The sequence below is a fragment of the Wolbachia endosymbiont of Zygogramma bicolorata genome, assembly GCF_051130665.1.
GTDB lineage: Bacteria > Pseudomonadota > Alphaproteobacteria > Rickettsiales > Anaplasmataceae > Wolbachia.
On record NZ_CP149530.1, the window covers coordinates 1,330,771 to 1,356,869 of the forward strand.

The 26,099-nt window shown below is 34.6% G+C and carries 27 protein-coding genes and 2 pseudogenes; 14 read left to right on the forward strand and 15 right to left on the reverse strand.

The genetic code is table 11. From position 1 onward, the window contains the following. Positions 1 to 65: 65 nt before the first annotated feature. On the reverse strand, positions 66 to 353 hold the full coding sequence (locus WKH12_RS06235) for a hypothetical protein (protein WP_253309467.1): 288 nt from the start codon (positions 351 to 353) through the stop codon (positions 66 to 68). 195 nt (positions 354 to 548) lie between these two features. Between WKH12_RS06235 and WKH12_RS06240 the strand changes: the two genes are divergently transcribed. From WKH12_RS06240 to WKH12_RS06270, 7 genes are all read left to right on the forward strand, one after another. Next, a protein-coding gene (locus WKH12_RS06240) for an IS630 family transposase (protein WP_434732009.1) occupies positions 549 to 1,563 on the forward strand; the annotation gives its coding sequence in 2 pieces (ribosomal slippage) (positions 549 to 1,013 and positions 1,015 to 1,563; 1,014 coding nt in all). A 123-nt stretch (positions 1,564 to 1,686) separates the two neighbouring features. Continuing rightward, positions 1,687 to 2,412 carry a F0F1 ATP synthase subunit A gene (locus WKH12_RS06245; RefSeq protein WP_253309466.1) on the forward strand — a complete coding sequence of 242 codons (726 nt, stop codon included), beginning with the start codon at positions 1,687 to 1,689 and terminating at the stop codon, positions 2,410 to 2,412. Between the two features lie 59 nt (positions 2,413 to 2,471). Beyond that, positions 2,472 to 2,699, forward strand: a complete 228-nt coding sequence (locus tag WKH12_RS06250) for a F0F1 ATP synthase subunit C (RefSeq protein WP_250294934.1) — start codon at positions 2,472 to 2,474, stop codon at positions 2,697 to 2,699. Between the two features lie 3 nt (positions 2,700 to 2,702). Further along, a complete protein-coding gene (locus tag WKH12_RS06255) occupies positions 2,703 to 3,182 on the forward strand; it encodes a F0F1 ATP synthase subunit B family protein (protein ID WP_434732277.1) in 480 nt (159 codons plus the stop codon). A gap of 8 nt (positions 3,183 to 3,190) precedes the next feature. Further along, positions 3,191 to 3,655, forward strand: coding sequence for a hypothetical protein (locus WKH12_RS06260; RefSeq protein ID WP_434732278.1), 465 nt, complete (start codon positions 3,191 to 3,193; stop codon positions 3,653 to 3,655). 14 nt (positions 3,656 to 3,669) lie between these two features. Next, the gene (locus WKH12_RS06265; RefSeq protein WP_434732668.1) at positions 3,670 to 5,268 is read left to right on the forward strand and encodes a glycosyltransferase family 2 protein; all 1,599 of its coding nucleotides are present in this window, start codon (positions 3,670 to 3,672) and stop codon (positions 5,266 to 5,268) included. Beyond that, positions 5,250 to 6,248 (forward strand): COX15/CtaA family protein, encoded by a 999-nt coding sequence (locus WKH12_RS06270; RefSeq protein WP_353288846.1) that lies wholly within the window; start codon positions 5,250 to 5,252, stop codon positions 6,246 to 6,248. Before WKH12_RS06265 ends, WKH12_RS06270 begins: the two co-directional genes overlap by 19 nt. Here WKH12_RS06270 and WKH12_RS06275 read toward each other — a convergent pair. Beyond that, complete coding sequence (locus WKH12_RS06275; protein ID WP_434732279.1) at positions 6,231 to 8,309, reverse strand: acetyl-CoA carboxylase biotin carboxylase subunit; 2,079 nt, start codon at positions 8,307 to 8,309, stop codon at positions 6,231 to 6,233. The two genes, WKH12_RS06270 and WKH12_RS06275, sit on opposite strands and share 18 nt — an antisense overlap. An 80-nt stretch (positions 8,310 to 8,389) precedes the next feature. Further along, positions 8,390 to 9,145 (reverse strand): ankyrin repeat domain-containing protein, encoded by a 756-nt coding sequence (locus WKH12_RS06280; protein ID WP_434732280.1) that lies wholly within the window; start codon positions 9,143 to 9,145, stop codon positions 8,390 to 8,392. Between the two features lie 147 nt (positions 9,146 to 9,292). Between WKH12_RS06280 and gltX the strand changes: the two genes are divergently transcribed. Then, a complete protein-coding gene (gene gltX, locus WKH12_RS06285) occupies positions 9,293 to 10,723 on the forward strand; it encodes a glutamate--tRNA ligase (protein WP_434732281.1) in 1,431 nt (476 codons plus the stop codon). A gap of 1,007 nt (positions 10,724 to 11,730) precedes the next feature. Here gltX and purH read toward each other — a convergent pair. The 6 genes and pseudogenes from purH to WKH12_RS06315 all read right to left on the reverse strand — a co-directional run. Next, positions 11,731 to 13,242 (reverse strand): bifunctional phosphoribosylaminoimidazolecarboxamide formyltransferase/IMP cyclohydrolase, encoded by a 1,512-nt coding sequence (purH, locus tag WKH12_RS06290; protein ID WP_434732282.1) that lies wholly within the window; start codon positions 13,240 to 13,242, stop codon positions 11,731 to 11,733. Between the two features lie 80 nt (positions 13,243 to 13,322). After that, on the reverse strand, positions 13,323 to 14,222 hold the full coding sequence (gene fmt / locus WKH12_RS06295; protein ID WP_434732283.1) for a methionyl-tRNA formyltransferase: 900 nt from the start codon (positions 14,220 to 14,222) through the stop codon (positions 13,323 to 13,325). 12 nt (positions 14,223 to 14,234) lie between these two features. Further along, positions 14,235 to 14,600 (reverse strand): 50S ribosomal protein L20, encoded by a 366-nt coding sequence (rplT, locus tag WKH12_RS06300; protein WP_434732284.1) that lies wholly within the window; start codon positions 14,598 to 14,600, stop codon positions 14,235 to 14,237. Positions 14,601 to 14,620: 20 nt separating this feature from the next. Continuing rightward, the gene (gene rpmI, locus WKH12_RS06305; protein ID WP_064125368.1) at positions 14,621 to 14,827 is read right to left on the reverse strand and encodes a 50S ribosomal protein L35; all 207 of its coding nucleotides are present in this window, start codon (positions 14,825 to 14,827) and stop codon (positions 14,621 to 14,623) included. Between the two features lie 98 nt (positions 14,828 to 14,925). After that, positions 14,926 to 15,369, reverse strand: coding sequence for a PAS domain-containing protein (locus WKH12_RS06310; RefSeq protein ID WP_434732669.1), 444 nt, complete (start codon positions 15,367 to 15,369; stop codon positions 14,926 to 14,928). Positions 15,370 to 15,474: 105 nt separating this feature from the next. Then, a pseudogene (locus WKH12_RS06315) lies at positions 15,475 to 16,078 on the reverse strand (IS630 family transposase); the annotation flags it as partial. 75 nt (positions 16,079 to 16,153) lie between these two features. Between WKH12_RS06315 and WKH12_RS06320 the strand changes: the two are divergent. Continuing rightward, positions 16,154 to 17,168 (forward strand): IS630 family transposase gene (locus tag WKH12_RS06320; protein WP_434732009.1). Its coding sequence is split into 2 segments (ribosomal slippage): positions 16,154 to 16,618 and positions 16,620 to 17,168, totalling 1,014 coding nucleotides; the frame shifts between segments, so codons are not numbered across the junction. Here the strand turns inward: WKH12_RS06320 and WKH12_RS06325 are convergent. Together WKH12_RS06325 and ccmC are read right to left on the reverse strand one after the other, a co-directional pair. Continuing rightward, entirely contained in the window at positions 17,159 to 17,482 is a 324-nt protein-coding gene (locus WKH12_RS06325; RefSeq protein ID WP_434732285.1) for a DUF6444 domain-containing protein, read from the reverse strand. The genes WKH12_RS06320 and WKH12_RS06325 overlap by 10 nt on opposite strands. Positions 17,483 to 17,769: 287 nt before the next feature. Next, positions 17,770 to 18,480, reverse strand: a complete 711-nt coding sequence (ccmC, locus tag WKH12_RS06330) for a heme ABC transporter permease CcmC (RefSeq protein ID WP_434732286.1) — start codon at positions 18,478 to 18,480, stop codon at positions 17,770 to 17,772. 135 nt (positions 18,481 to 18,615) lie between these two features. Between ccmC and WKH12_RS06335 the strand changes: the two genes are divergently transcribed. From WKH12_RS06335 to WKH12_RS06345, 3 genes are all read left to right on the forward strand, one after another. Further along, the gene (locus tag WKH12_RS06335; protein WP_434732287.1) at positions 18,616 to 19,434 is read left to right on the forward strand and encodes a pyruvate, water dikinase regulatory protein; all 819 of its coding nucleotides are present in this window, start codon (positions 18,616 to 18,618) and stop codon (positions 19,432 to 19,434) included. A gap of 69 nt (positions 19,435 to 19,503) precedes the next feature. Beyond that, entirely contained in the window at positions 19,504 to 19,632 is a 129-nt protein-coding gene (gene ykgO / locus WKH12_RS06340; RefSeq protein WP_006279631.1) for a type B 50S ribosomal protein L36, read from the forward strand. Between the two features lie 46 nt (positions 19,633 to 19,678). Further along, positions 19,679 to 19,996, forward strand: coding sequence for an FtsB family cell division protein (locus WKH12_RS06345; protein ID WP_434732288.1), 318 nt, complete (start codon positions 19,679 to 19,681; stop codon positions 19,994 to 19,996). Between the two features lie 104 nt (positions 19,997 to 20,100). Here WKH12_RS06345 and tnpC read toward each other — a convergent pair whose 3' ends face one another. From tnpC to WKH12_RS06360, 3 genes and pseudogenes are all read right to left on the reverse strand, one after another. Next, positions 20,101 to 21,456: an IS66 family transposase gene (tnpC, locus tag WKH12_RS06350; protein ID WP_434732010.1), complete on the reverse strand. Its 1,356-nt coding sequence runs from the start codon at positions 21,454 to 21,456 to the stop codon at positions 20,101 to 20,103. Positions 21,457 to 21,731: 275 nt separating this feature from the next. Beyond that, the gene (locus tag WKH12_RS06355) at positions 21,732 to 22,661 is read right to left on the reverse strand and encodes an AEC family transporter (RefSeq protein WP_253309260.1); all 930 of its coding nucleotides are present in this window, start codon (positions 22,659 to 22,661) and stop codon (positions 21,732 to 21,734) included. 306 nt (positions 22,662 to 22,967) lie between these two features. Then, positions 22,968 to 23,111: pseudogene (locus WKH12_RS06360) on the reverse strand (N-acetyltransferase); the annotation flags it as partial. Between the two features lie 16 nt (positions 23,112 to 23,127). Between WKH12_RS06360 and WKH12_RS06365 the strand changes: the two are divergent. Next, positions 23,128 to 24,291 (forward strand): multidrug effflux MFS transporter, encoded by a 1,164-nt coding sequence (locus WKH12_RS06365; protein WP_434732289.1) that lies wholly within the window; start codon positions 23,128 to 23,130, stop codon positions 24,289 to 24,291. A 28-nt stretch (positions 24,292 to 24,319) separates the two neighbouring features. On the opposite strand, the gene prfA is transcribed toward WKH12_RS06365, so the two are convergent. Beyond that, the gene (gene prfA, locus WKH12_RS06370; RefSeq protein ID WP_253308954.1) at positions 24,320 to 25,399 is read right to left on the reverse strand and encodes a peptide chain release factor 1; all 1,080 of its coding nucleotides are present in this window, start codon (positions 25,397 to 25,399) and stop codon (positions 24,320 to 24,322) included. 103 nt (positions 25,400 to 25,502) lie between these two features. On the opposite strand from prfA, the gene yihA reads away from it, so the two are divergent. Then, the gene (gene yihA / locus WKH12_RS06375; protein WP_375316731.1) at positions 25,503 to 26,099 is read left to right on the forward strand and encodes a ribosome biogenesis GTP-binding protein YihA/YsxC; all 597 of its coding nucleotides are present in this window, start codon (positions 25,503 to 25,505) and stop codon (positions 26,097 to 26,099) included.

Below are 26,099 nucleotides of genomic sequence, written 5' to 3' on the forward strand. Positions count from 1 at the left end.
CTTGTTGTAATGGAATAAAAGGTAACTTCTACATCATAAACAAGGATGCAGAAGTTTTTGTAATTTTATATATTATTGTAGAGAGAATTTATCTTCTCGATATCACCTTTTAAATCTATCTCCATAGAGAGCTTAAGATTCATATTGTGGTTATCTTCATGGAAGTTATGAATGTAACCATCAATAGTTAAGTTTCCTATCATATTATGGCTTTTATCTAGTATTTCGCTTCCCATTTGATAATGGCCAGTATATTCGTTAAAGGAGCCATCTGTTAGTTTAATGTATCCACTACCAAATTCCTGCTCTAAATTTAAAGGATGATTAGTGTTAATAAAATCTATTTCGTTCATAATAATACCTCACTAAAAATTAAATTATAATTAAAATAAGATGTTAAGTCAAGATATTGAATTATTTAATAAGATTAGTAAGTTTTAAAATACAGAGCTGACTGTAATTAACACTCTAATACCAATTCCTAAAAATAAATAGAGGAATAAAGAAAAATTTCTAAAATAGAATAATTTAAGAATTAGTGGGGAGTTATGGCAGGAAAAAGTAAAGCAATAGGAGAAGAATTATATAATAAGTGTAACCTGGAATTAAAGAAGCACGGCATAAGAGGAGAGATAGGAAGAAGATTACAGGCAATAATATCTGCAAAAGAATATGGAATAACAAAAGTTGCTCAAATATACCGAATTACTAGAACTACATTGATGAAGTGGATTACAAGATTTAAGGAAGGAGGAGTCAATGCGTTTAAAATACAACCAGGACGTGGAGTAAAGCCGAAGTTGAGCTACAAGCAGCAAGAAGAAATTAAAAATGTCATAGCAGAAGAAGGAGCCAACCTAACGGCTAAGAAATTAAAAATCATAATTGAGAAAATGTTTTCTATTGAGGTAAGTAAGTCTACAGCACATAGACTGATGCAAAAGTTAGGTTTTTCGTATATTACTCCAAGGCCTGTGCACAATAAACAGGATAAAAATAAACAAGAAGAGTTTAAAAAAAAATCTTAATGAAACTATTGTCACGTATCCCGAAAAAGAGCTATTTTTCTTCGATGAGTCGCGGTTTGGCACACATTCAAAGATTGGACACGGGTGGTTTAAAAAAGGCATTAGGACACAGGTTAAGGTAAAATTAGGTAGGCAAAACTTTTATCTCTATAGTGCAGTTAATCCTAGAAATCGAGAGAGTTCTAGCTTATTCGTACCAAACGTCAATACTGATTGTATGAATATATTCCTTGAGCAGATGTCACAATATTTAGGAACAAGGGAGGCATTTCTTGTTGTGGATTGTGCAGGATGGCATAGATCCAAAGGTTTAAAAATACCACAAAATATTACCTTAATCTATTTACCTCCATATTCACCAGAGTTAAATCCAGTAGAGCGTTTATGGCAATATTTGAAAGACAATCTCATTAAAAATAGAATATATGACTCTGTTAGTTTATTGGAGGATACTGTATGTGCATTCATTCGTAATATTACGGAAAGTTCGATCAAAACCATTTGTTCTGTGAGTTATTTGCCTACTTATTTATGAGATTTGGTATAATTACATATTTTGTTAATGTATCAATGTTATAATGATACAGGGCTTTATCTTAATTCTTGACTTTGTCCTATAAAATTCATACTTTATTTACTGTTTATAGTTCAGATTAAAATGGCATTAAATCCACTGGAACAGTTTAAAGTATATACAATAATAGAGTTACCTAGGTTATTTGGGTATGACGTAAGCTTTACCAATTCATCTCTTTTCATGATGATTTCGGTGATATTGGTGATACTCTTTTTGCTTTTTGGAATAAAGAAGGGGTCAGTAATACCAGGATATTTGCAAGCTGCAGTTGAATATGTATATGATTTTGTTGTTTCAATAATAGAAAGTAACACTGGAAGCAAAGGCTTGCAGCACATTCCATTGATATTTACAGTGTTTATTTTCATTTTATCATGTAATTTGGTTGGTGTTCTTCCTTATAGTTTCACGGTCACAAGTCATGTGATAGTCACCTTCGCTTTATCGATGGTGGTTTTTATTTATATAACGATTGTTGGATTTAAAGAAAGGGGAGTAGAATTTTTACGCATATTGCTACCAAAAGGAACTCCTTCGTGGCTTGCACCTATAATAATTATTATTAAGTTGTTTGCTTATTTAGTAAGGCCGATTAGCCTATCAATAAGGCTTGCAGCAAATATGATTGCGGGTCATACAATTATCAAAGTGATAGCAGGGTTTATTGTAAATATGAACATATTTCTCACTCCTGCGCCGTTTTTGTTCATAATTGCATTGATAGGGTTTGAAGTATTTGTTGCAGTTTTACAAGCTTATATATTTACTATATTAACATGTGTATATTTGTCAGATGCAGTAAAGTAATTGACTTCCTTGCAGAATATTTTACAATTATATTATAAAGAAATGTTTAAAGGTAATATATGGATTTAGTAGCTTTAAAATTTATAGCAATTGGTTTAGTTGCGTTTGGAATGCTCGGTGCTGGTTTAGGTATAGCTAATATCTTTTCTGCTATGCTGAATGGGATTGCGAGGAATCCTGAATCGGAAGGTAAAATGAAAACTTACGTTTATATTGGTGCTGCTATGGTTGAAATAATGGGATTGCTTGCGTTTTTACTTGCAGTATTATTAATATTTGTTGCTTAACACATGCCACAGCTTGATGTTTCAACCTTCTTTTCTCAAGTTTTTTGGTTTTTAATTTTTTTCTCTTCACTTTTTTTCGTAGTAAGTTGTTTATTTTTACCAAAGTTAGATGAAATAATAAGCACTAGAAGTAAAAAAGTATTGGATTCTTTTAATAGTTCTGTTCATCTTTTAAGACTCACGGAAGAGCAGATTGCCAAGTATAATGCCGCTTTAAACCAAGCTAGAATACAGGCAAAAAGGATCATAGATGATGCACTTGCTCAGGTAGAAGAAATGAGAGCTAATGTTAAGAATATATTAGAAGAGGAAAACAAAAAAAAGAGCAAGCTTATTGAAGAAAAAGTGGCAGAATTTAAATCTGAATATACTGATCAGTTAAAACAAATGGCTACTAGTATTGCTTTAATTTATTATACTAAATTGACCAATTCTGAAATTGAAGAGGAGTTTGTTGCTGACTTGGTGTCCAAAGAATTTTAGGGGTTTTTATGTCTACATCACTGATTATCGGTCTTGCCTTCTTGGTAAGTTTTGTCCTTTCGTATAAATTGCTAAAGAAAGTGATAAAAAATGCGCGTAACAAAAGCAAATTTTCAAGTGAAGAAACTGAAAAATTCAGGAAAGATATGTTGGAGTATTACAAAAAATCTTCTGAAAAATACAAAGAATTAGATGCAGAAGTTAATAAAATGATGAATGAAGCACTTGATAAAGCTAATAGTATCATTAAGCACAATAGACAGCAGCTAGATCAGACATTAGATGACAATGCCCATTCTAACTTGAAGAAAGTCACTGACCAAGTTGAAAAAGCTCTTGGAGACTTACAGGCTAACACAGCGAATATAGCTGCTGATGCTGTAAAAAAAATAATGCATGAACGTAAAGATGATAAGCGTAGTAGCGAGGTCATATCTTCATTTTCACGTGACTTAAATAAAAAATTGCATTAGGTTTAATGCAACAATTGCCTATACTTCAAGCTGATAATGTAGAAAAAATTAAGTTTGATTCTAGTTTATGCAAAGAGCAAGAGAAACTTTTTTACTATAAATTTAATATAATTCCTTGGCAAAAATTAAATGATACTACTTTTTTTATGGTTGAAGACACAAGCCGAGATATCAACCGTTGGGTCGAAGCTCATTACGGTATTGACTATGTATTAATAAAAGTGGATAGCGAACAGATTTTAAATCTTCTTAACTCGCACTTTGGTATTTCAGAATTTGCAAGCAACTACTTATATTACAAGAATGCTAATTTTTCAGCTAAAAGCATTAAACTAAGCTCAATATTTTTTGCTTCTTTCTTTATTGTAACTTCAATTTTAACACTAACAGAGAAATATACATATTTTGCTTTGATGTTGATATTTATAATCGGATGTTCTAGTTATTTATTCAAGTTTATAGCTACAATTTTTAACTTATGTGAAACCTCCAACCAAAAAGTGGATTATAGTAAGCTGAATGAAGAAGATTTTCCTATATATACTATTTTATTGCCTGCTTTTAAAGAAAGTGCAGTGATAGAGCAATTGATCGAAAGCATTGAAAGTTTGGATTATCCAAAATCGAAATTAGATGTGAAGCTTCAGGTAGAAAGTGATGACCAGGAAACGCTAGCAGCTATAGAAAAGTACACTTTACCACAGTATTTTGAAGTAATAAAAGTGCCTCATTCTTTGCCTAGAACAAAAGCCAAGTCATGCAATTATGCTATGAGCTTTGCTAGAGGAAAGTATGCAGTAATATATGATGCGGACGATAAACCAGACCCATTGCAGTTAAAAAAAGCACTGATTGAATTTAATAAGGGCGACGATAAGCTTGCCTGTGTACAGGCGAAATTAAATTACTATAATTGTGATTATAATTTTCTCACAAAATCCTTTTCTCTGGAGTATATGAACTGGTTTCAATACTTATTGCCTGGATTCCAAAAAATGAACATGCCAATGCCTTTGGGTGGTAGCAGTAATCATTTTTCAGTAAAAATTCTAAAAAAATTGTTTTTCTGGGATGCTTATAGTGTTACCGAAGATGCTGACCTTGGTTTGAGACTTGCGCAAATGGGATATAAAACCAGGATGATTGACTCAGAAACATTGGAAGAGTCACCAATTGCTGTATTTGCTTGGATTAAGCAAAGAGCGCGCTGGATCAAAGGCTATATGCAAACTTATATTGTTCATTTAAAAAATATAAAGTCACTTTATAAACACACTGGATTTAAGGGAATTTTGTTATTGAATCTTTTTGTTGGCTCTGCAGCTTTTATATTTTTTACTACTCCATTTTTACTGCTTTCATTGATATTAACTAAAGTTTTAAATGAATTATTTTTGTACTACTTTGTAGTGGTATACGTTACTAACCTGATTCTTTTGGTAATAGCTGTCAAACAGCAAAAGATGCCTTTTTATTTTTATATAGTATCGATATTTTTTCCGGTCTATAGTCTGCTACATAGTGTTGCAGCTTTTCTTGCCTTGTGGGAATTTATTCTTTACCCTGAGCGATGGAACAAAACTCAGCATGGTTTATGGAATCAAAACCTGTAGCTATTTGGCTTTTTCTCTGCTGTATTATGGTAATTCTCATGGTGGGGATTGGTGGATTTACCAGACTTTCAAAAGCAGGATTGTCAATCACGGAGTGGAAACCCATCACTGGAACATTGCCACCACTGAGTGGACAAGATTGGCTACAAGAAAAATTAAAATATGAAACTACACCTGAGTATAAAGCATTCAACTATGGTATGAGTATGGAGGAATTTCAGGCTATATACTTAATAGAATATGTACACAGATTGGTTGCAAGACTAACAGGTTTAGTTTTTGTCCTGCCATTTATATATTTTACATTAAGAAGAAAAATATCTAAAAAGGTAGTAATAAGGCTATTTATGGCATTATTATTTGGAGCTTTACAAGCTTTTGCTGGTTGGTATATGGTTAAAAGTGGTTTAGTAACTGAACCTCATGTTAGCCACTATAGGCTTGCACTTCACTTATTATTAGCATTAATTGTCTTTGCATTATTGTCATATCAATTTTTTGATTACCAAATCAGGCCAAAGCAAACTAAACTTAAGATTAGTAGTGACACTATATACTACACAGGGATGATTTTGGCCCTAATTGTAATACAAATAATTTTCGGTGCGTTTGTTGCGGGATTAAATGCTGGTTTGATTTACAATACCTTTCCACTAATGGACGGACAAATCGTTCCAGAAGATTTATTTTTCTTACACCCTATATGGCTGAATATCTTTGAGAACAGAGCAACAGTGCAATTTATACATCGAGCACTGGCATTGCTAATACTAGCTTTGGTAGTAATACTCACAGTAAAAAATGCTAGCGTAAAACCGGTATATATTATGCTGCTCTCCGTTATCATTCAGATCATTTTGGGTGTCATTACTCTATTATTGCACATACCAATAGCCATTGCCATAGCTCATCAAGTGTTTTCATTTATCTTGTTTGGGTCAAGTTTATACTTCTTGTGTTATTTAAGAAAGCAGAGCTAATACTACATCACCAATCTGCACATTTTTTCCTTCTTGAACGAGAATATTTTTTATCACCATTGCTGCTTCAGCACATATGATATTTTCCATTTTCATTGCCTCCACCACAAATAAAGGTTGTCCTATTTCCACCTGATCTCCTATATTTACGTGCAACTTAACTAATAAGCCAGATATTGGGGATTTTACAGCATCTGCTGAAATCCCTTCTGTTTCATTATTTAGCATTAACCTACTTAATTCAGCTACATGAGGCTTAAATATACAACACTCAGCTTTCATGCCTGCATGTCTTATGAAGTATTTGCTGCCTTGTTTTTCTACTTTAAATGTTATATCAGCATCATCATTAATTGTAATATATAGTAACTTATGACTTGATTTCCACTTGCCTACTACAGAGTATGTATTGTGGTTATATACTGTTGTTAATATATTATCTTGATATCTTGCACTTACGGAGTACTCATTGTCATTTATATTCACTATGAATAAATCTCTTGCACGGTCACCTGCCATCCGAGTAGCTGATACTGGTGCCCCTTCTTTTTTACTAGATTCCAGTGTCACGCACTGGAATGACACCTGAGGTGTTTCATTCACTGCTTTATGATGGTACCTTTCTTCATTTTCCAAATGAACATATAACGCAGTGAAAATAAATATTTTAATATACTCCTCTGTAACAAAATCGCCGTGAAACCCACTAGGGTAATGGTCTGGAATGAATCTCGTATGGAGCTTTGCTGCAATAAAATTTGGGTGATGGAAGATGGATTCTAGAAATTCTATATTATTTGTTACTCCTTCTATATAGCATTCAGACAATGCTTTTTGCATTCTACTGATCGCTTCTACTCTATCTTTTCCATATGTTATAACTTTTGCAATCATTGAGTCATAGAACGTGCTAATTTCTGAACCTGCAGCAACTCCATCATCTATTCTTACATAATCATTTTCATCCGGTTTATCGTAATATTTTATTCTTCCGCTGGAAGGGAAAAATTTCTTCGATGGGTCTTCAGCGCAAATTCTACTTTCTATTGCAGAACCAGTAAGTTTAATATCATCCTGATTGAATCTCAATTTCTCTCCACAGGAAGTTCTAATCATTTCTTCTACTATGTCTATTCCAGTTATAAATTCTGTTACTGGATGCTCAACTTGCAATCTCGTATTTACCTCAAGAAAATAGAAGTTTTGGTCTTTATCTACAACAAACTCAACAGTGCCTGCTGAAAAATAGCCAACTTGCTTTGCCAGAGAAACACATTGGACATACATTTTTTGTCTTACTTCTTCACTAATGAATGGACTTGGCGTTTCTTCCATTATTTTCTGGTTATTCCTTTGTATCGAGCATTCTCTTTCTCCAAGACACACTATATTGCCATATTTATCTGCTATGATTTGTATTTCAATATGTCTTGGTAGTTCTATATATTTCTCTATAAAGATACTGCCATCCTTAAAACTTTTCTCTGCTTCATTTGTTGCTGATGTGAACGCTAGTTCAATTTCTTTTTTGGAATTTACAATTCGCATTCCTTTGCCACCACCGCCTGATGCAGCTTTTAGCATAACTGGAAAACCAATCTCTTCAGCAACGATGGCTGCATGAGCGACATCTTTAATCTTGCCCATATATCCTGGTACTACATTTACTCCAGCCTTTCTTGCCTCTTCTTTTGCCGTTATTTTATTGGCTGTAACTTCTATTGTTTTTGCACTTGGCCCGATGAAATCTATGTTGTGTTTTTGCAGAGCACGTGGAAAATCTGGATTTTCCGCTAAAAACCCATAACCAGGATGAACTGCCTGTGCACCTGTTTCAACTGCTACCTCGCATATTTTTTCGATGTTTAAGTAACTAAGGCAAGAAGGCGAAGGGCCAATATACCTCGACTCATCTGCTTGCCTTACATGCACAGAATTTATATCCGCATCCGAATATACGCATACACAAGATATACCCATCTTATGGGCAGTTCTGATAATTCTGCAGGCAATCTCCCCTCTGTTTGCTATTAAAATCTTACTGTACTTCTTTTCTGTCATCGTATAAATATACTTTCTTAAGAATCACTCTTAAGAAAGTACATTCCTATATAATTGCCTGCAAGTAATTTCTAGCTTCATCAAACACCCAAACCTTCTCCTGCAAGTTGTACATTAGTTTCCACTAAAGTGCTTTCGTTATGCAAGGCATGTATCTCGTTACATGCCTTAACTGACAGGTATGTGACTCCGCCAGAAGCTATTGCAACCATCGAGCTTAGTGCAAAAGTCTGAGAAGATAGATACAGAAAATATAAAGATAGACACAAGGCAGCAATACACGCTATAGCCCCTACTATATATAAACACAGGTGAAACTTCTGATTACATATAAAGCTGTCTTTTATGTCTGCGATTTGCTTAATTTCTTTCTGTTGTGCAGCATCTAAGTAATAAAGAGGAGTTTCCCTTTTCTTATTAAAAGCATGGTCTTTACTGCAGAGCGCATCTTTAATATATTTTTTATTACATTTGAGTTCCTCTTTCAACTTGCTTACTTTTTCCCAATCTCCAGCTTCTTTTGCTTTTTTAATTTTGTTATCAGCTTTCGTCTCTAAGTAATTCACAATCTCTTTTACTGCAGGCAGCAAAATCCCACCCCTTGCTGCTTCATGAAATGGATTATTTCCATATTCATTATGCACAGTTACAGAAGCAATGTTCTTCTTGCAAGTGTCTACAAATTTATCTTTGTTTTGTCTTCTTGCAGCTAGATGCAAGAGATTATCTGCCTGTACTCTTTGTTTTGTTTTATCAAATGGGCCGGTGTAACGCCAATTGACATTAGCTTCATTAGCTGAGAGCAATTCTTTTATCTCATCTGTAGATCCAGTCATAACGTACCTAACTATTAACCAACACTAAATTATACAACACGATTTATTAAAAATAAATAAAATTTAATCTCTCAGAATAAATAAATTCTACATTGTTACAAACGTGGATTTTGGGTATCATAGCCTATACTTTACTGTAACAATAACATGCCAGACGTAGTCACGAGATTCGCTCCATCACCAACAGGGTTTTTGCACATTGGAGGGGCTCGTACTGCGTTATTTAATTGGCTCTATGCAAAGCATCATGGTGGCAGGTTTTTGCTAAGGATTGAGGACACCGACAGAAAACGTTTAACACAAGAAGCAATTGATGCAATTATAGAAGGGCTGAAATGGCTTGGAATAAACTATGATGGAGAAATAATATATCAATCGAGAAGAATAGCTAGACATATTGAAGTTGCAAATCTTTTAGTTGAAAAGGGTAGGGCGTATCACTGTTACTGCCCTGAAGATGAAGTTGCAGAAAAGAAAATAAAAGCAAGAGAAGAGGGCAAGATATACAAGCATAAATGTACTACAAAACCTCCTTCTTGTCATCCCAGTGCTCGACACTGGGATCCAGAAAAAAATATGTGGTCACGCGCTGGAATGACATCGGGTGTGAGGTCAGTTATCCGTTTCAAAGTGCCAGACTCGCAAGAGATCGTCATTGATGATAAAATATACGGCCAAATCAAAGTAAGTAGCGAGCAGCTTGATGATATAGTGATCTTACGCTCTGATAACACTCCAACATATATTTTTGCCGTAGTGGTTGACGATCATGATGCTGGAATAACTGATGTAATACGTGGCTCTGACCATCTCACTAATACCTTTAAACAGCTGCTAATATACCAGGCTCTTGATTTTGACATTCCACGCTTTGCACATGTGCCGCTTATCCATGGGGAAGATGGGAATAAGCTATCCAAAAGGCATGGTGCCACAAGCGTTTGCGATTATGAAAAGATGGGAATATTGCCAAAAGCGATGCGTAATTACTTGCTGAGACTTGGCTGGAGTCACGGCAACGATGAGATTATTAGCGATGAGCAAGCAATAGAGTGGTTTAATTTAGAAAGTATTGGTCGTTCACCTGCACGGCTCGATTTCAAAAAACTGGAGCATTTGAATAACCACTATATTAGTAATATGAGCAATGAAGATATTCTGACTCTAATGCTTAGAGAAAATACTCTAACTGACAAAAAAAAGGGCTATTTACTGCAGGGACTGACAGAGCTGAAAAAAAGAGCAAACTACCTGACCGAATTATTGGATTTAGCAAAATTTTATATTCAAGATCCGCCACTTGATTTAAGTGAAGAAGCTTGTCAAATTGTCAAATCTAACCTCAATATAATTAAGTTACTCGCATCATTTCTGTCAAAGATCGGTGATGAAAATTGGAATAAGGGTTTTTTATCTTCTCAGATCAAGGAATGTGCAAAATCACATGATATGAAAATAAGCAGTGTATACCACTCATTACGTGCCCCTATAACTGGAGTAATGGATGCACCTGGAATCATCGATATCATGGTGATTCTTGGTAAAGACGAGTGTATAAGAAGGTTACAAGCAATTTAAATGAAATAAGAAAATTCCTTGACAAACTCCGCCAGCCCCCTTATTATGACAATAAGGGTATTTATGACTCAAAACTTGTTTTTGACCTGCAGGCTCAATGACAAAATTCAGTAAAAAACTCAGGGTATTTATTGGCGGATTACATAAAATTATAGCGGCTGCATGTCTTTTAAATTTTTTCTACATTCAGCCAAATCGCGCTTATTTTAAGCGTTAGCACATTATTACAGCGCCAGTTTAAATTATTATAGGGTCAAAACTCGCACCACGGAGCTTCTTTTGCCTTTTTTTCATTTGGTAAATTTCTTAAACATTTATAGCTAAACGACAACCGTCATCCCGCTACGTGTTAGCGGGATCTCTTGTTAGCGGATGAGATACCGCGAATGAATCGCGGTATGACGGTTCGCGGTGGAATGACGATAACTTCGTCATTCCGCTATGTGTTAGCGGCTAAGAGATACCGCGGCAGTATGATGGTTAAGTAGGGTGTCATCCCAGTGTTAAGCACTGGGATGACAAAAAAGGGGCTACTCGGATGACAAAAAAAGGAGCACTGGGATGACAGCTAGCCTGACAACCGTCATCCCGCTGCTTGTTAGCGGGATCTAGAGATACCGTGGCGGAATGACGAGGATGCCGCCGCGAACTTGTCATTCCAGCGCGTGACGCTGGAATCTAGTCTTTATTATGCAGCCACTTATTTAAAGTTAAGTTTCCTGGATCCAAGTAGTCAAGCTACTCGGATGACACCTTGACAATCGTCATCCCGCTACTTGTTAGCGGGATCTATGTGAGATACCGTGAATAAATCACGGTATGACGTAGAAGCTATACTTTTATACTCACCAGCTCAGTGTCCAATCTGGATCCAAGTAGTCAGGGCACTGGGATGACAGGAGAAGGAGACTACTTGAATGACATCCTACCTTGTGGACTCAAATCACAACGTTCGTACAGTTATGGTGGTATGATATGGAAAAATCTCTAGCCATAAGACACAAAGCCTAATGGAAAAAACTGCGAACGCCAGTGAAAAACATAGCAATTTTATTTTCATTTGCAGCTTTTATCACATCTTGATCTTTCAGCGAGCCACCAGGCTGAATTATAGCTGTAATTCCATGTTTTGCACTTTCTACTATGCTATCTGGGAATGGAAAAAATGCATCTGAAGCAAGCACTGCACCTTTACATTTTTCACCTGCTTTTTTTACTGCAATGTTCACACTATCTATTCTGCTTGTTTGCCCTGCACCGATGCCAATAGCACAACCATCTTTTGCTATAACTATTGCGTTGGATTTCACATGTTTACATATTTTCCAGGCAAAAATAAGATCTTCCTTTTCTTTTTCTGTTGTAGTGCATTCTGTTACTTGTTCTGCTTTTATTGTGTGGTCATTATTTTCTTGCACCAAAAACCCACCAACAACATTTTTAGTTTGGTATTTCACATTTTGTTGGAAAGATTTATGAATAATCACTCTTAAATTTTTCTTTCTTTGCAAAATTTTTAGTGCTTTATTGCTGACTGAAGGTGCTATCACTACTTCCAAAAATATCTCGTTTAATTTTTCTGCTAGCTTTAAATCTATCTCCCGATTTAAAGCTACTATACCACCAAAACTGCTTACTTCATCACACGATAGGGCCTTTTCATATGCCTCCAAAGCATTATCACTAACAGCAGTGCCACATGGGTTATTGTGCTTTATTATCACTGCTGCAGGCTCTTTAAACTCAGAAATTATGTTAAGTGCGGACTCTATATCTACTATATTATTATAACTCAACTCTTTCCCATGTATTTTTTCTAGCGGATATTTGGTAAATTGATTACTATAAAATGCAGCTTTTTGATGGGGATTTTCACCATACCTGAGTTCTTGTACTTTATGTCCATATAGTGCAAAAAACTCTGGCAACTCATTATTTTTACTCTGGGATAAAAACCAACTGTGAATATTAGAATCATAGTGTGCAGTGAGAGCAAATGCTTTGGTTGCTAAATGTTTTCTATATTCCAATGTTGTTTCATTGTTATGTTTTATCATCTCAGCTTTTAGTGCTTCATAGTCTTGAATGCTAGAAATAACTGAAGTAAAACAAAAGTTTTTTGCTGCAGCTCTAATTAACGCCACTCCGCCGATATCAATTTGTTCTATAATTTGATCTTCATTTGAGCCGCTACTTACTGTCTCCCAAAATGGGTATAGGTTAGTTATAAGCAGGTCTATTGGCTCAACACCTAGATTTTGCATTTCCGTTTTGTGCTTTTCTCTATTGCAAAGTATTCCTCCATGAATTTTAGGGTGTAAAGTTTTTACTCTACCACCCAGTATCTCTGGAAATTGTGTGTAATCTGAGACCTCTTGTGTTTTTATTCCGGCATCAGATAGTGCTTTATAAGTATTTCCCGTTGAGAGAATTTCTATTTGTTGCTGCATTAAAAACGATGCAAGATCAATTATATTCGTTTTGTCGTATACTGATATTAAAGCTCTTTTTATTTTCATTTTTGTACGGAAAGTTTTTTAAGATTATATCTAAGAAAAGGAAATTTAGCTATTACATTTCTACACTAATTTAAAGCAGTCTATTCTATAAATTTTTTTACCATGCTTGATTTCAAGCCACGAATAAAATCTTCAATACTGCAAGGATTTCTCCCTTCCATTTGTACAACTTTAGGAATTAAAGTGCCACCTTTTAAACTTATGTGCATATTATCGTTAACAATCTTACCTTGTTCTGAAGCGAGAGCTTCAAAGTCAGCATCAAGTATCCTGATACGTTTATTCTCTATCTTGATGAACGCTTTTGGGTAAAACGCTTTAACCTTTCTATAAGCAACCTCACAAGCATCACTTGCATAAATTTTATAGTCTTCCACTTTGTCAGCGTAACATGCATCATTATCGTTCTGTTTTAAGGGAACCTGTTTTTCAATTTCGTTTAGCACTTTCAGCAGTAAATCACTGCCTAATTCAGACAATTTATCATGCAATGTCTTGTAGTTATCGTTCTTTTCGATAAGAAATTTTTCCTGTTTTAAAATAGGGCCGGAATCTAATCCTTCATCCAATTGCATAATGCTAACCCCGATTTCTTGATCTCCTGCTAAAATTGTGTGCTGTATCGGAGCTGCACCACGCCACCTTGGTAGTAATGAAGGATGAATATTAATACAACCATATTTAGGAATATTCAAAATTTCTCTTGGAAGTATCAATCCATACGCAGCAACAACTGCAACGTCTGGTTTGAAATTTCTAAATTTTTCTTGCTCTGCCGAAAACTTTAGAGAGATAGGAGTACATACCTCTATGTTACTTTCTTCAGCGATAACATGTACTGGAGATTTCGTTGGCTTCTGTCCACGTCCTGAAGGTTTTGGAGCCTTAGTGTATACTGCTACCACTTCGCTTTTTGATTTCAGTAACAAGCTCAGAGAATTAACAGCAAATTCTGGTGATCCCATGAAAATAATTCTCATGGTGTTTTTGCTTTAAGAATTCTCCGCTAATTTACCACTTACAGCTTCTACTAATTTGGCAAAATCATCCTTATAATTAACGGCCATCTCAGCAAGAATTTTTCTATTTAAATCAATGCCGGCAAGTGTAAGACCATGCATAAACCTACCATAAGTAAGCCCATGCTCTCTTGCTGCTGCATTAATACGTATTATCCATAAGCTACGGAAATCACGTTTACGGGTTCTTCTGTCTCTGTAAGCATATTGCAGTGCTTTTTCAACTCTTTGTAATGCAATTCTATAACAGCTTTTTGCACGTCCTCTATAACCCTTTGCCAGTTTCAATATTTTTTTATGACGAGCGTGAGTAGTGATTCCACGTTTTACCCGAGCCATTTTATTTTACCTCCATTTTGTTAAATACCATAAGGCATATAAAGCTTAACTATACGCGAGTCAGATTTACCAAGAATCGTTGTACCGCGCTGATTACGAATATTAGATTTACTTCTCTTTACCATGCCATGCCTTTTGCCTGACTGAGTAGAAATGACTTTACCCTTAGCTGTAAGGTGAAAGCGCTTTTTAACAGAAGATTTGGTTTTTAATTTTATTCTCTTCATATTCCAAATAAATTTACAAACACTACTATTGAGTTCTTTAATAGTAATTAAGCATTAGTATAAATAATTTTATTAAAGAATCAAATTAAAATTGTATATTAAAGGAGTTTAAAAGTAATTACGCCCAATATGTGTGTTATACCTTCTTTATTCCCAAGTGGTAACAATACTTGCCTCATTTTAACACTTTCACTTTCTTCCTCTTCATTGATTGGGCATTTACTCTCTATTACAGCATCAAGTTTATCAATAACTGCATCTATTTTATATAGTCGCAAAAATGGTGCATCAATTGCATACTTATTATCAATGCACGTCTTTTTCTCAAAACCATAGAATTCAACAGCCTTTTCTCCTGCATTTTCACAAATATAACCTTGATCCTTGACTTCAATGATAAAACAATGCTGCCATGACTCCATTATTTCTGCAGTGTCTATTTCGTGCCTTTCTGGCCAATCTCTGTCTGGTCCTTTTATGTCACTCCAGTGCTCAGTTACCACATTTGCTATTCTTTTTTCTTTGCCTACATAAATTTCCATTCCAATTTCCACATATAAAACACAGATATGAGGTAAATTTATCGTGAATATATTGATTTTTCCTTACCACAAGGTGCATATCACTAGAAGTTCTGATACCAAATCTCATAAATAAGTAGGCAAATAACTCACAGAACAAATGGTTTTGATCGAACTTTCCGTAATATTACGAATGAATGCACATACAGTATCCTCCAATAAACTAACAGAGTCATATATTCTATTTTTAATGAGATTGTCTTTCAAATATTGCCATAAACGCTCTACTGGATTTAACTCTGGTGAATATGGAGGTAAATAGATTAAGGTAATATTTTGTGGTATTTTTAAACCTTTGGATCTATGCCATCCTGCACAATCCACAACAAGAAATGCCTCCCTTGTTCCTAAATATTGTGACATCTGCTCAAGGAATATATTCATACAATCAGTATTGACGTTTGGTACGAATAAGCTAGAACTCTCTCGATTTCTAGGATTAACTGCACTATAGAGATAAAAGTTTTGCCTACCTAATTTTACCTTAACCTGTGTCCTAATGCCTTTTTTAAACCACCCGTGTCCAATCTTTGAATGTGTGCCAAACCGCGACTCATCGAAGAAAAATAGCTCTTTTTCGGGATACGTGACAATAGTTTCATTAAGATTTTTTTTTAAACTCTTCTTGTTTATTTTTATCCTGTTTATTGTGCACAGGCCTTGGAGTAATACCAATTCCTAAAAATAAATAGAGGAATAAAGAAAAATTTCTAAAATAGAATAATTTAAGAATTAGTGGGGAGTTATGGCAGGAAAAAGTAAAGCAATAGGAGAAGAATTATATAATAAGTGTAACCTGGAATTAAAGAAGCACGGCATAAGAGGAGAGATAGGAAGAAGATTACAGGCAATAATATCTGCAAAAGAATATGGAATAACAAAAGTTGCTCAAATATACCGAATTACTAGAACTACATTGATGAAGTGGATTACAAGATTTAAGGAAGGAGGAGTCAATGCGTTTAAAATACAACCAGGACGTGGAGTAAAGCCGAAGTTGAGCTACAAGCAGCAAGAAGAAATTAAAAATGTCATAGCAGAAGAAGGAGCCAACCTAACGGCTAAGAAATTAAAAATCATAATTGAGAAAATGTTTTCTATTGAGGTAAGTAAGTCTACAGCACATAGACTGATGCAAAAGTTAGGTTTTTCGTATATTACTCCAAGGCCTGTGCACAATAAACAGGATAAAAATAAACAAGAAGAGTTTAAAAAAAAATCTTAATGAAACTATTGTCACGTATCCCGAAAAAGAGCTATTTTTCTTCGATGAGTCGCGGTTTGGCACACATTCAAAGATTGGACACGGGTGGTTTAAAAAAGGCATTAGGACACAGGTTAAGGTAAAATTAGGTAGGCAAAACTTTTATCTCTATAGTGCAGTTAATCCTAGAAATCGAGAGAGTTCTAGCTTATTCGTACCAAACGTCAATACTGATTGTATGAATATATTCCTTGAGCAGATGTCACAATATTTAGGAACAAGGGAGGCATTTCTTGTTGTGGATTGTGCAGGATGGCATAGATCCAAAGGTTTAAAAATACCACAAAATATTACCTTAATCTATTTACCTCCATATTCACCAGAGTTAAATCCAGTAGAGCGTTTATGGCAATATTTGAAAGACAATCTCATTAAAAATAGAATATATGACTCTGTTAGTTTATTGGAGGATACTGTATGTGCATTCATTCGTAATATTACGGAAAGTTCGATCAAAACCATTTGTTCTGTGAGTTATTTGCCTACTTATTTATGAGATTTGGTATTACCTCCACACATACAAATTGTATCAATTGTGCATCTCACTACCTCGTCTGCAGCCATTAATTCACGCTTATGCACCTTATGTCCTGGCTGACCTCCTGGTTTTTTATCACTTTTCTTTTTTGCTTTCTTACGATATATATCTCGTGATGGTGGCAGCGATGAATTTTGCGAATTTAAGCCCAATTTGTCTTCTAATTCAACTATTTTTGCTTTCAAGCTATCATTTTCTCTGATCAGTGCTTTTATTTCTTCCTTGAGATTAGCGTTTTCTGCTACAACCTTTTCTTGCAGCACTGTTGTCATTTACCCATTCCATATTTAGCTTCCTATCTCTTTACACTTTTATACTTACTTTGTAAACCACCTTATCTCCGTGAACGGTTACGTTTCAAGAACGTTGGTAAAATGTTCAAGTTGATCTCGATTCAATACCTGATCTATTCTAGTTAGTTGGTCATTGCTGCTTTTAAAATTAGTTAGATCACATAACATAGCACGTTCTTCAGTTTCAGCAGGCAAGTATTTAAAGTGACCAAAGATATTTTACCTAATTTTCTCTAGCATATTTACCTGTATACTTACAAAGCTACCTAATACCGCATACTGATTTCTCTCTTTATTTTGTACAAATTAATTAAGTGAAGTGAGTATAGTATCCACACTACTAAAAAAAATGTGGCACAAAACATAAACATTACAATGAGTGGCAACAGCAAAGAACTTTCTATTGCTACTCCACCTCTTCTCAAAATGCTTGCTGGCTGATGGAGAGTAGACCATAAATTCACAGAAAATTTTACTACGGGAATATTTATAGCACTAAAAATGGCAAATACTGCTGCTGATTTTTCTGCCCTCGCTTCATTATCAAAAGCGCTCCACAATGAAAGGTAGCCAACATATAGGAAAAATAAAATTAGCATTGAAGTAAGCCTTGCATCCCATACCCACCAAGTGCCCCAGGTTCCTTTTCCCCAGATGCTACCTGTGATTAAGCATATTGCAGAAAAGACTGTCCCTGCAGGAGCAGCAGCATGTGCCAAGACACTAGCAATGCTATTGTTCCACACCAATGAAATGAAACTAAGTGATGCAATGAGTCCATATATTCCAAGAGCAAGCCATGCAGAAGGCACATGAATGTACATAATTCGTACAATTTCTCCTTGTTTATAATCTTCTGGGGAGAAGAATAACGCTAAAAACATTCCAATTAAAAAACATGCGAAACAAATAACCCCAAGCCAAGGTAGTGTTTTTTTAGAAAAAGAAGTGAAATTTGTAGGCTTTAATAAAAACATTCGTTTTGAGAATAATTGCGTTAAGAATTTACCAATTAGTTTGAGTTTTATCAACAGGATAGTTTTTCTGCATTGACATAGATTAACAAATTAGCACAATTTCAGTAGCAGATTGCTTGCTATTATTTTTAGTATATGACCTTTAAAAAGCTTAATCTACATTTAGTATCAGATTCAAGTGGTGAAACTGTTATATCAGTTGCAAAATCAGCCCTGAAACACTTTCGTTCTATAGAAACGATCGAATATGTTTGGTCTTTTGTAAAAGGAGAAGAGCAGATTGACAAAATTCTGGAGGAAATTAATAGGAAAAGTGATGAGCATAATTTTGTTATATGCACTATTACTGATGATGAGCTAAGAAAATATCTAAAAGATAACTGTATAAAGTTGAAAATTCCCTATAGAGCAATATTATCACATATTATTAGAGAAATTTCGTCCTATCTTGAAATTGAAAAAGACGAAAAGCTTGACTTGCATACTGAGATAAATAACGAATATTTTCAGCGCATTGAGGCAATAAACTACACTATTAATCATGATGATGGGCAAAATATTCAAGATATTGATAAAGCAGATATAATTTTGGTTGGAGTTTCACGTACATCAAAATCTCCCACCAGTACGTATTTAGCTTATCGAGGCTATAAGGTTGCAAATATTCCTTTTGTTAGTGGAGTACCCTTTTATGTCGACTTGGCAAAATTAAAAAATAAACTAACAATAGGGGTAACAATAGACGTAAGTAGGCTAATAGAAATACGCAAAAATAGACTTACTTCAATTAACAACGAAGATAATAATATATATGCTAATCCTAGAAAAGTAGAAAAGGAAATTAAAGAAGCAGAGGAATTATTTAAGCAGAATAACTGGCCAATTATTGATGTCACGCAAAAGTCAATCGAAGAAGTATCAGCAACAATTATACAGTATTTTAATAAAATGTGAAAAATTTATCAATTGACTAACTCTCTGTAAGTGATCATAATGTAAGGTAATTTAATTCTTACTATAGATATGAAAGTCAAAGGGTCGCTAAAATCTCATCGTAACAGAGATAAAAATTGTAAAGTTGTGAAAAGGGGTGGTAAGATTTACATTATAAACAAGGTAAAGCCAAGGTGTAAAGCGCGTCAAGGTTCTTAGCTTTTTGTTCACCTTTTCATGTTATGTATTTCTTGTATGTGAAAGTATGGTGCTTATATCTAAAAAGAAGCAAAAGTTACTGTGTTTAAGCGCAGCCTTATTCATTTCTTCTCTTACATTATATTTTAGCATTAGCACAATTACAGGTAAACGTGGCTTATTGACGTTAATCGACTTAAAAAAAGAGATTGAGTACAATAAGCTTTTGCTAAAGGATGTCTCTTCTGAAAAGGAAAAGTTGGACAATAAAGTATTTGGCTTATATGAAAAAAGCTTAGATTTAGATCTGCTTGATGAGCAAGCAAAAAATGCTTTAGGTTATGTGAACCCTAATGAACTTATGGTTGTTCTTGACATGGAATAGCAGTAGACTTCTTGCGTTACCTCCTGTCATTCAATCCCCTTTCTTGTCATCCCAGTGCCCCTATGATGGTAACCGTTCACGGATTGTGAGAATGAATTAAAGAACTAAGCAGTGACAGCTACTAGATTCTGTAGCTTTTGAAAGGGGTTCTGGCCATTTAGACGTGATGTCAAAAATATCGACAACATTCTTTCCACGAATCTTTCTCCACGTTCTGACCAGGTGAAAAAGCTGTTTTTACGATAAATTACGTACCGTCTAATTTGCCGTTCTGCAAGGTTATTAGTTGTTTCTATCACTTCAGGTTTTCTTAAAAACTTCCACATCATATCCTCAGATCGTAACATCTTAGCGGCCATTCTTGAAGCTTGAGTGCTATTTGCAACCCTCGTCATTTTACGTAAAAAATGTTTTACCCTTTTCCGAATTTTTCGCACCAGTCGATAAAATCTCAAATTATCTATCAAATTTTGTTTTTTTGCCTTATCTACTACAAACACCTTATTGCTGAGCGATTTTAGTGCTTGGCCAATTTTGCTCACTTCAACATTTTTACTATGGGCAAATCTCTCAAAATCTCTTGCCAGATGTGCCCAACATATCTGTCTATTTTCACGATTGAAGTAATTGTATACAGCGTATCTATCGCTCACAAATATACCATCATATTCTGGCAGTAAACTCTTCAACACCTTCTTACCACGAGACTCGCTTACCTTCAGAAGTGTCAACGCTTTGTTTGTTATTACCCAACTCCAGCCTCTCTTTCCTTGATTTCTGTGCCCTGTTTCGTCTATATGCAAATACTCGCTTCCTTGCAACTCTTCCTTCATTTTCTCATATTCAGATGCACACTTCTTCGATACCCTGCGTTCAGTATTTGAGACTAAACCAAGGCTTATATTTAGATTAAAAATACTGCCCAAAATTTGCTGTACCTCTCTTTTTGAGTTAATAAAAAAGCCGCTAAGGCTGCTTATAACTGTTTTAGCATTGGGTCCTAGAAAATCTCTTGCAACACCTTCGGGTAAATTTGCTGTAATTCTTTTATTACATACTCTACAATGTCCTCTTTGCAACCTGTACTCAGTTACAATTGGCTTAATTTCTGGCAACTCTGCCTTCTGATGAATAATTTCATCTTCTAAAGTAATCTTACCTCCACACATACAAATTGTATCAATTGTGCATCTCACTACCTCGTCTGCAGCCATTAATTCACGCTTATGCACCTTATGTCCTGGCTGACCTCCTGGTTTTTTATCACTTTTCTTTTTTGCTTTCTTACGATATATATCTCGTGATGGTGGCAGCGATGAATTTTGCGAATTTAAGCCCAATTTGTCTTCTAATTCAACTATTTTTGCTTTCAAGCTATCATTTTCTCTGATCAGTGCTTTTATTTCTTCCTTGAGATTAGCGTTTTCTGCTACAACCTTTTCTTGCAGCACTGTTGTCATTTACCCATTCCATATTTAGCTTCCTATCTCTTTACACTTTTATACTTACTTTGTAAACCACCTTATCTCCGTGAACGGTTACCCTATGATGTCATTCCAGTGTCAAGCACTGGAATGACATCATTATAGAGTGAACCAGTGTCAGCTACTTTCATGACACCATCATAAAGTGAAACTAGATTCCAGCGTCACGCGCTGGAATGACAAAAAAGAGTAGGTTTTTTATGTGATTATGCAAGAAACTAGTGTAAATTTAAGTTTTATCTACCGCTTGATCAAAAAAGAATAAGTTTAGTAAAAAATAATGATATTATTAGTGGAACATAAAATAGTCCCACTGCAGTACTAATTAGAAGCAACAGAGTAGCTTTATCTGGTTGATAATTCAAAATATTAGCAAGTATTATACTGGACCCAGAAACTGGAATAATAGCCAGCAACATCAGTGCTTTATATATACTCTCGTCGTATACACCTATAACATGTTTGTCTAGAAGGACAATTCCTAAAACAAACAGTGGCCAGAATACGTACTTTGCTGTAATAGTGATCAAAGCAAGCTTCCAATCTACTTTAAAGCTTGTAATATTTGCAATGCTCACTCCAAGTAGCATCATCCCTAATGTGACAAATGTACTTCTAATATTCATCATAACATCTGTTAAAAAAGTAGGTATTTGTATATCATATATACTTAAAAAGAAGCCCAGAACCATCGCATAAAGCGAAGGAAGTTTGAACAACTTTAATATGCATTCTTTTGCGGTATAAATACCATTTGCAGCTATGTAAAATCCTAAGCTATTTTCAAACAACGCCATTCCTATATAACAAACAACATATACAGATACTGAATCTTCATCAAACAAAGCCATGGCAATCGGCAGGCCAAAATAACCCATACTTGTGCTGCCCGAGCTAAACGCTAATATGTTTCTCGTGTTATCCTTAAATAAAAAAGAAGAAAGATAATACACTGATAAGGACATAGTGCTACCTATAAACCATATCAAAATCGGCAGAGAAATTACTTTTAAATTAACTTCTGTATGAGAGACTCCATATAAAATCACTATTGGATTAGCTATATAAAAGAGTATTTGAGATATAGTGTTTCTGTCAATTTTAAGACATTTTCCTGATAAATAACCAATAAATATTGTAATATAAATAGGTAATATTTTTAGGAAAAGAGTAAGGAACATACTAGCCTATTGTGATACTTTTGACTGATAAAGTGATATTAGATCTTAAGGTATTATAAAAGTAAACAAAATTTATTTTCCAATTTATCCAGCTCATAGTTAATTAAAAAAGATTCACTTAGTGTCAAAATTTGTTTTTACATAAGACTTAAGAATGACATTTTTATGATAAAATTATGTTAAGTTTCTATAAAGCTCCTTGCATATTTTTGAATAATGATGAAAAATTAAACTGCTTGTGGTAATTTAGACGGACTGTTGAAAAAGTAAGAGGAAATAAGTAAAGTTAGGACAGAGAGTAAGGGCTTTAACATAGTTGTCATATTTTTCTTTAATTAACCCTAGTGTCCAATTTACCCACCATAGCTTCACATGAGGTGTTTCTAACCATTTTAATAACAGTAAAAAATGTTCTTCTTTCAACGCTTTAAATGTGATATTTTTATTCATTAATTAAAAATTTCAAATGTTACTATCCTTTCTATTAATCCTGTCTCTAATTGCTAAGTTCATTGAAATTGACATTTCCGTACCTAGTTTTCCTGATATGGTGCACTATTTTAACGTATCAGAAGGCACAATTCAATTAACTATTGCTTATAATTTCCTAGGCTTTTGCATAGGAGGGTTGTTTTTTGGTCCATTGTCTGAATGCTATGGCAGAAGAAGGATTATGATCATAGGTAACACTTTGTTATTAATCGGCGCTGTTGGTTGTGTTTTTGCACCGTCGATTTTTTTGCTTTTAATTTCTCGCTTTGTTCAGGGCATTGGTGTTAGCACATCTGTAGTTATGTTTGCAATCGTTGCAGACAGCTACAAAGGCGACGAAGCGGTGAAATTTATTGGAATCATGAATTCTGTTCTTACAGTTGTCATGGCAATTGCGCCAGTGTTAGGCAGTTTCATTAATGAAATTGTAGGATGGCGTGGTAATTATGCAACTGTTGCAATACTTTGTTTGATCTCTTGGGTTTTGCTGCTTTTTCTGTTACCAGAAACAAAAAAGGATCGCGATGCTTTCAGTTTGAAAAAAATAATGAAAGATTACAGAAAACTACTATCTAGTCCGAGGTTTGTTACGTTGTCTTTAATGTCAAGCCTCTTTTCTGCCGCTTATATGTCATTCATCACTTGTGGACCTTTTCTGTATATGAAGACTTTTGGTTTATCTAGCACTATTTATGCACTACATCAAGGTGCAATAGTTGGGTGCTTCTCACTCATTAGTCTATTTGCTGGCAAAATCTTACAGAAACTTGGAGCAATATGGTGTGTAATTTCTGGTACGAGCGTGGGTGCTATTGGGTCTCTATTGCTTGTAATATTCAGTATAATTGTACCCCACTCTTTCTACTTAGTAACACTGTCTATGATTATTTTTTCTATCGGTTGTGCAATTTGCCAGCCAGTGATTTTTAATGCATCAATAAATGTTTTCCCTGAAATTAAAGGCACAGCTTCTTCTGCAGTCTCGTTCATTAGAGCTTTTATCATGGCTATTTTTATCGGCTTAACAAGCTACGTTTACAACGGTCAAGCAATTAGTGTAGCTGTTCTTATTCTATCCGCGATAGTACTAGAACTTGTTTTTACTGCCTGTTTATTGTTTTTAAAAGATCCGGTATAATTAATGATCTTTTTACAGATGTGAGCGATTAACTTTCCCCGGCCAATCTTTCTGCTTCATTACGTGAAATTAATGCCTCAATAAATTCATCTAGTTCACCTTCTTTTATAATCTGCTCTAGCCGATGTGAAGTTAGATTAATTCTGTGGTCTGTTATTCTTGATTGTGGAAAATTATATGTTCTTATGCGCTCGGAACGATCACCAGAGCCAATCTGACTTTTTCTCATTGTTGACCTTTCCATTTCTTTTTTTTGTCTTTCAATTTCGTATAGCCTTGCCCTCAATACTTTAAGCGCTTTAGCTTTATTTTTGTGCTGCGATTTTTCATCTTGCTGTATTACAATTATCCCTGTTGGCAAGTGGGTGACCCTTACTGCGCTGTCAGTTGTATTCACTGATTGCCCTCCAGGACCACTGGATCTATAAACATCTATTCGTAAGTCTTTTTCTTCTATTTTAAAGTCAACTTCTTCTACTTCAGGTAATATCGCAACAGTAGCGGCAGAGGTATGTAACCTTCCTGAGGATTCAGTTTCTGGCACTCTCTGTACTCTGTGTGCTCCTGATTCAAATTTCAACCTTGCAAAAACTTCTGTTCCATTAATGAGTGCAGAAGCTTCCTTATAGCCACCTATACCTGTATTAGAAATGCTTATTGGCTCGAACTTCCAATTTCTTCTTTCTGCATATTTTTGATACATACGAAATAACATTGCTGCAAATAATGCTGCTTCTTCTCCTCCTGTACCTGCTCTGATTTCCAATATTGCATTTCTTAAGTCATCTTCATCTTTAGGCAATAATGCTAACTTTAGTTTTGCTTTTACTTTTGGTAATAATACCTTGTGCTTTTCGAAAAATTCTTCTTTTGCTAACTCTTTTATATCACCTTCGCTGTTTTCATCTTTCATTATTTCCTCTAAGTCTGAAATTTCCTCTTTCAGCGTGTTATATTCATCAATTATCTTGATTATTGGCCTGAGCTCAGAGTATTCCTTTGAAAGAGTAATGAATTCTTTTTGACTTAAATTGGCAGGGTTTTCCAAGTTCCTTTCTATATCACTAAATTTTTTCTTTAAGTCTTGTAAATTATTCTCTATATTCATATAGCACAGATCTAGTATTTTAACTAAGTAATATATACTGAAATAAAAAATTTCTTATATCAAGCAATAACACTATAATATATCTACTACCTTCTAGTTGAATATAATGGCAAGACAGATAACATCAAGCTGCAATTTCATATTTGGAGCTTCGGACATGAAATCATTACCAGATGAGTCGGCTCCAGAGATTGCGTTTGCTGGTAGATCAAATGTAGGAAAATCCAGTCTGATCAACTTACTGATAAACAGCAAAAAAGCTGCCAGAGTTTCCTCTAAACCTGGATGTACTAGACAAATAAATTTTTACTCTATGTACAATGATAAATTCAGACTTGTTGACCTACCAGGGTATGGTTATTCTCATGCAGGTAAGGAGGAAATTATACAATATTTAAACTTAATTGAGTATTATCTAATTCAAAGAAAAAATCTAAGAAGAGTGTTTGTGTTGATAGATAGCAAGGTAGGATTAAAAGAAATAGACAAAGACTTCATTTATTGGTTAATATATAATAATATTAACTTTAACGTTGTGCTAACAAAAATAGATAAAGTGAGTCAAAAAAGCCTAGATGCCATTCTAGAAGATACTCAAAAATGGATTAATAATGAGAATGTGTCAATTCATCAAATAAGCATCCGTGTTAAGCATAAAATAATCAAGGTAAGAGATGAGTTTTTCAAGTTTACAAGATAA

Excerpts from the sequence above, each read along its gene's own strand:
- WKH12_RS06235 (WP_253309467.1), bottom strand. The coding sequence starts at position 353 with ATGAACGAAATAGATTTTATTAACACTAATCATCCTTTAAATTTAGAG.
- WKH12_RS06245 (WP_253309466.1), top strand. The coding sequence starts at position 1,687 with ATGGCATTAAATCCACTGGAACAGTTTAAAGTATATACAATAATAGAG.
- WKH12_RS06250 (WP_250294934.1), top strand. The coding sequence starts at position 2,472 with ATGGATTTAGTAGCTTTAAAATTTATAGCAATTGGTTTAGTTGCGTTT.
- WKH12_RS06255 (WP_434732277.1), top strand. The coding sequence starts at position 2,703 with ATGCCACAGCTTGATGTTTCAACCTTCTTTTCTCAAGTTTTTTGGTTT.
- WKH12_RS06260 (WP_434732278.1), top strand. The coding sequence starts at position 3,191 with ATGTCTACATCACTGATTATCGGTCTTGCCTTCTTGGTAAGTTTTGTC.
- WKH12_RS06270 (WP_353288846.1), top strand. The coding sequence starts at position 5,250 with ATGGAATCAAAACCTGTAGCTATTTGGCTTTTTCTCTGCTGTATTATG.
- WKH12_RS06275 (WP_434732279.1), bottom strand. The coding sequence starts at position 8,309 with ATGACAGAAAAGAAGTACAGTAAGATTTTAATAGCAAACAGAGGGGAG.
- WKH12_RS06280 (WP_434732280.1), bottom strand. The coding sequence starts at position 9,145 with ATGACTGGATCTACAGATGAGATAAAAGAATTGCTCTCAGCTAATGAA.
- gltX (WP_434732281.1), top strand. The coding sequence starts at position 9,293 with ATGCCAGACGTAGTCACGAGATTCGCTCCATCACCAACAGGGTTTTTG.
- purH (WP_434732282.1), bottom strand. The coding sequence starts at position 13,242 with ATGAAAATAAAAAGAGCTTTAATATCAGTATACGACAAAACGAATATA.
- fmt (WP_434732283.1), bottom strand. The coding sequence starts at position 14,222 with ATGAGAATTATTTTCATGGGATCACCAGAATTTGCTGTTAATTCTCTG.
- rplT (WP_434732284.1), bottom strand. The coding sequence starts at position 14,600 with ATGGCTCGGGTAAAACGTGGAATCACTACTCACGCTCGTCATAAAAAA.
- rpmI (WP_064125368.1), bottom strand. The coding sequence starts at position 14,827 with ATGAAGAGAATAAAATTAAAAACCAAATCTTCTGTTAAAAAGCGCTTT.
- WKH12_RS06310 (WP_434732669.1), bottom strand. The coding sequence starts at position 15,369 with ATGGAAATTTATGTAGGCAAAGAAAAAAGAATAGCAAATGTGGTAACT.
- WKH12_RS06325 (WP_434732285.1), bottom strand. The coding sequence starts at position 17,482 with ATGACAACAGTGCTGCAAGAAAAGGTTGTAGCAGAAAACGCTAATCTC.
- ccmC (WP_434732286.1), bottom strand. The coding sequence starts at position 18,480 with ATGTTTTTATTAAAGCCTACAAATTTCACTTCTTTTTCTAAAAAAACA.
- WKH12_RS06335 (WP_434732287.1), top strand. The coding sequence starts at position 18,616 with ATGACCTTTAAAAAGCTTAATCTACATTTAGTATCAGATTCAAGTGGT.
- ykgO (WP_006279631.1), top strand. The coding sequence starts at position 19,504 with ATGAAAGTCAAAGGGTCGCTAAAATCTCATCGTAACAGAGATAAAAAT.
- WKH12_RS06345 (WP_434732288.1), top strand. The coding sequence starts at position 19,679 with ATGGTGCTTATATCTAAAAAGAAGCAAAAGTTACTGTGTTTAAGCGCA.
- tnpC (WP_434732010.1), bottom strand. The coding sequence starts at position 21,456 with ATGACAACAGTGCTGCAAGAAAAGGTTGTAGCAGAAAACGCTAATCTC.
- WKH12_RS06355 (WP_253309260.1), bottom strand. The coding sequence starts at position 22,661 with ATGTTCCTTACTCTTTTCCTAAAAATATTACCTATTTATATTACAATA.
- WKH12_RS06365 (WP_434732289.1), top strand. The coding sequence starts at position 23,128 with ATGTTACTATCCTTTCTATTAATCCTGTCTCTAATTGCTAAGTTCATT.
- prfA (WP_253308954.1), bottom strand. The coding sequence starts at position 25,399 with ATGAATATAGAGAATAATTTACAAGACTTAAAGAAAAAATTTAGTGAT.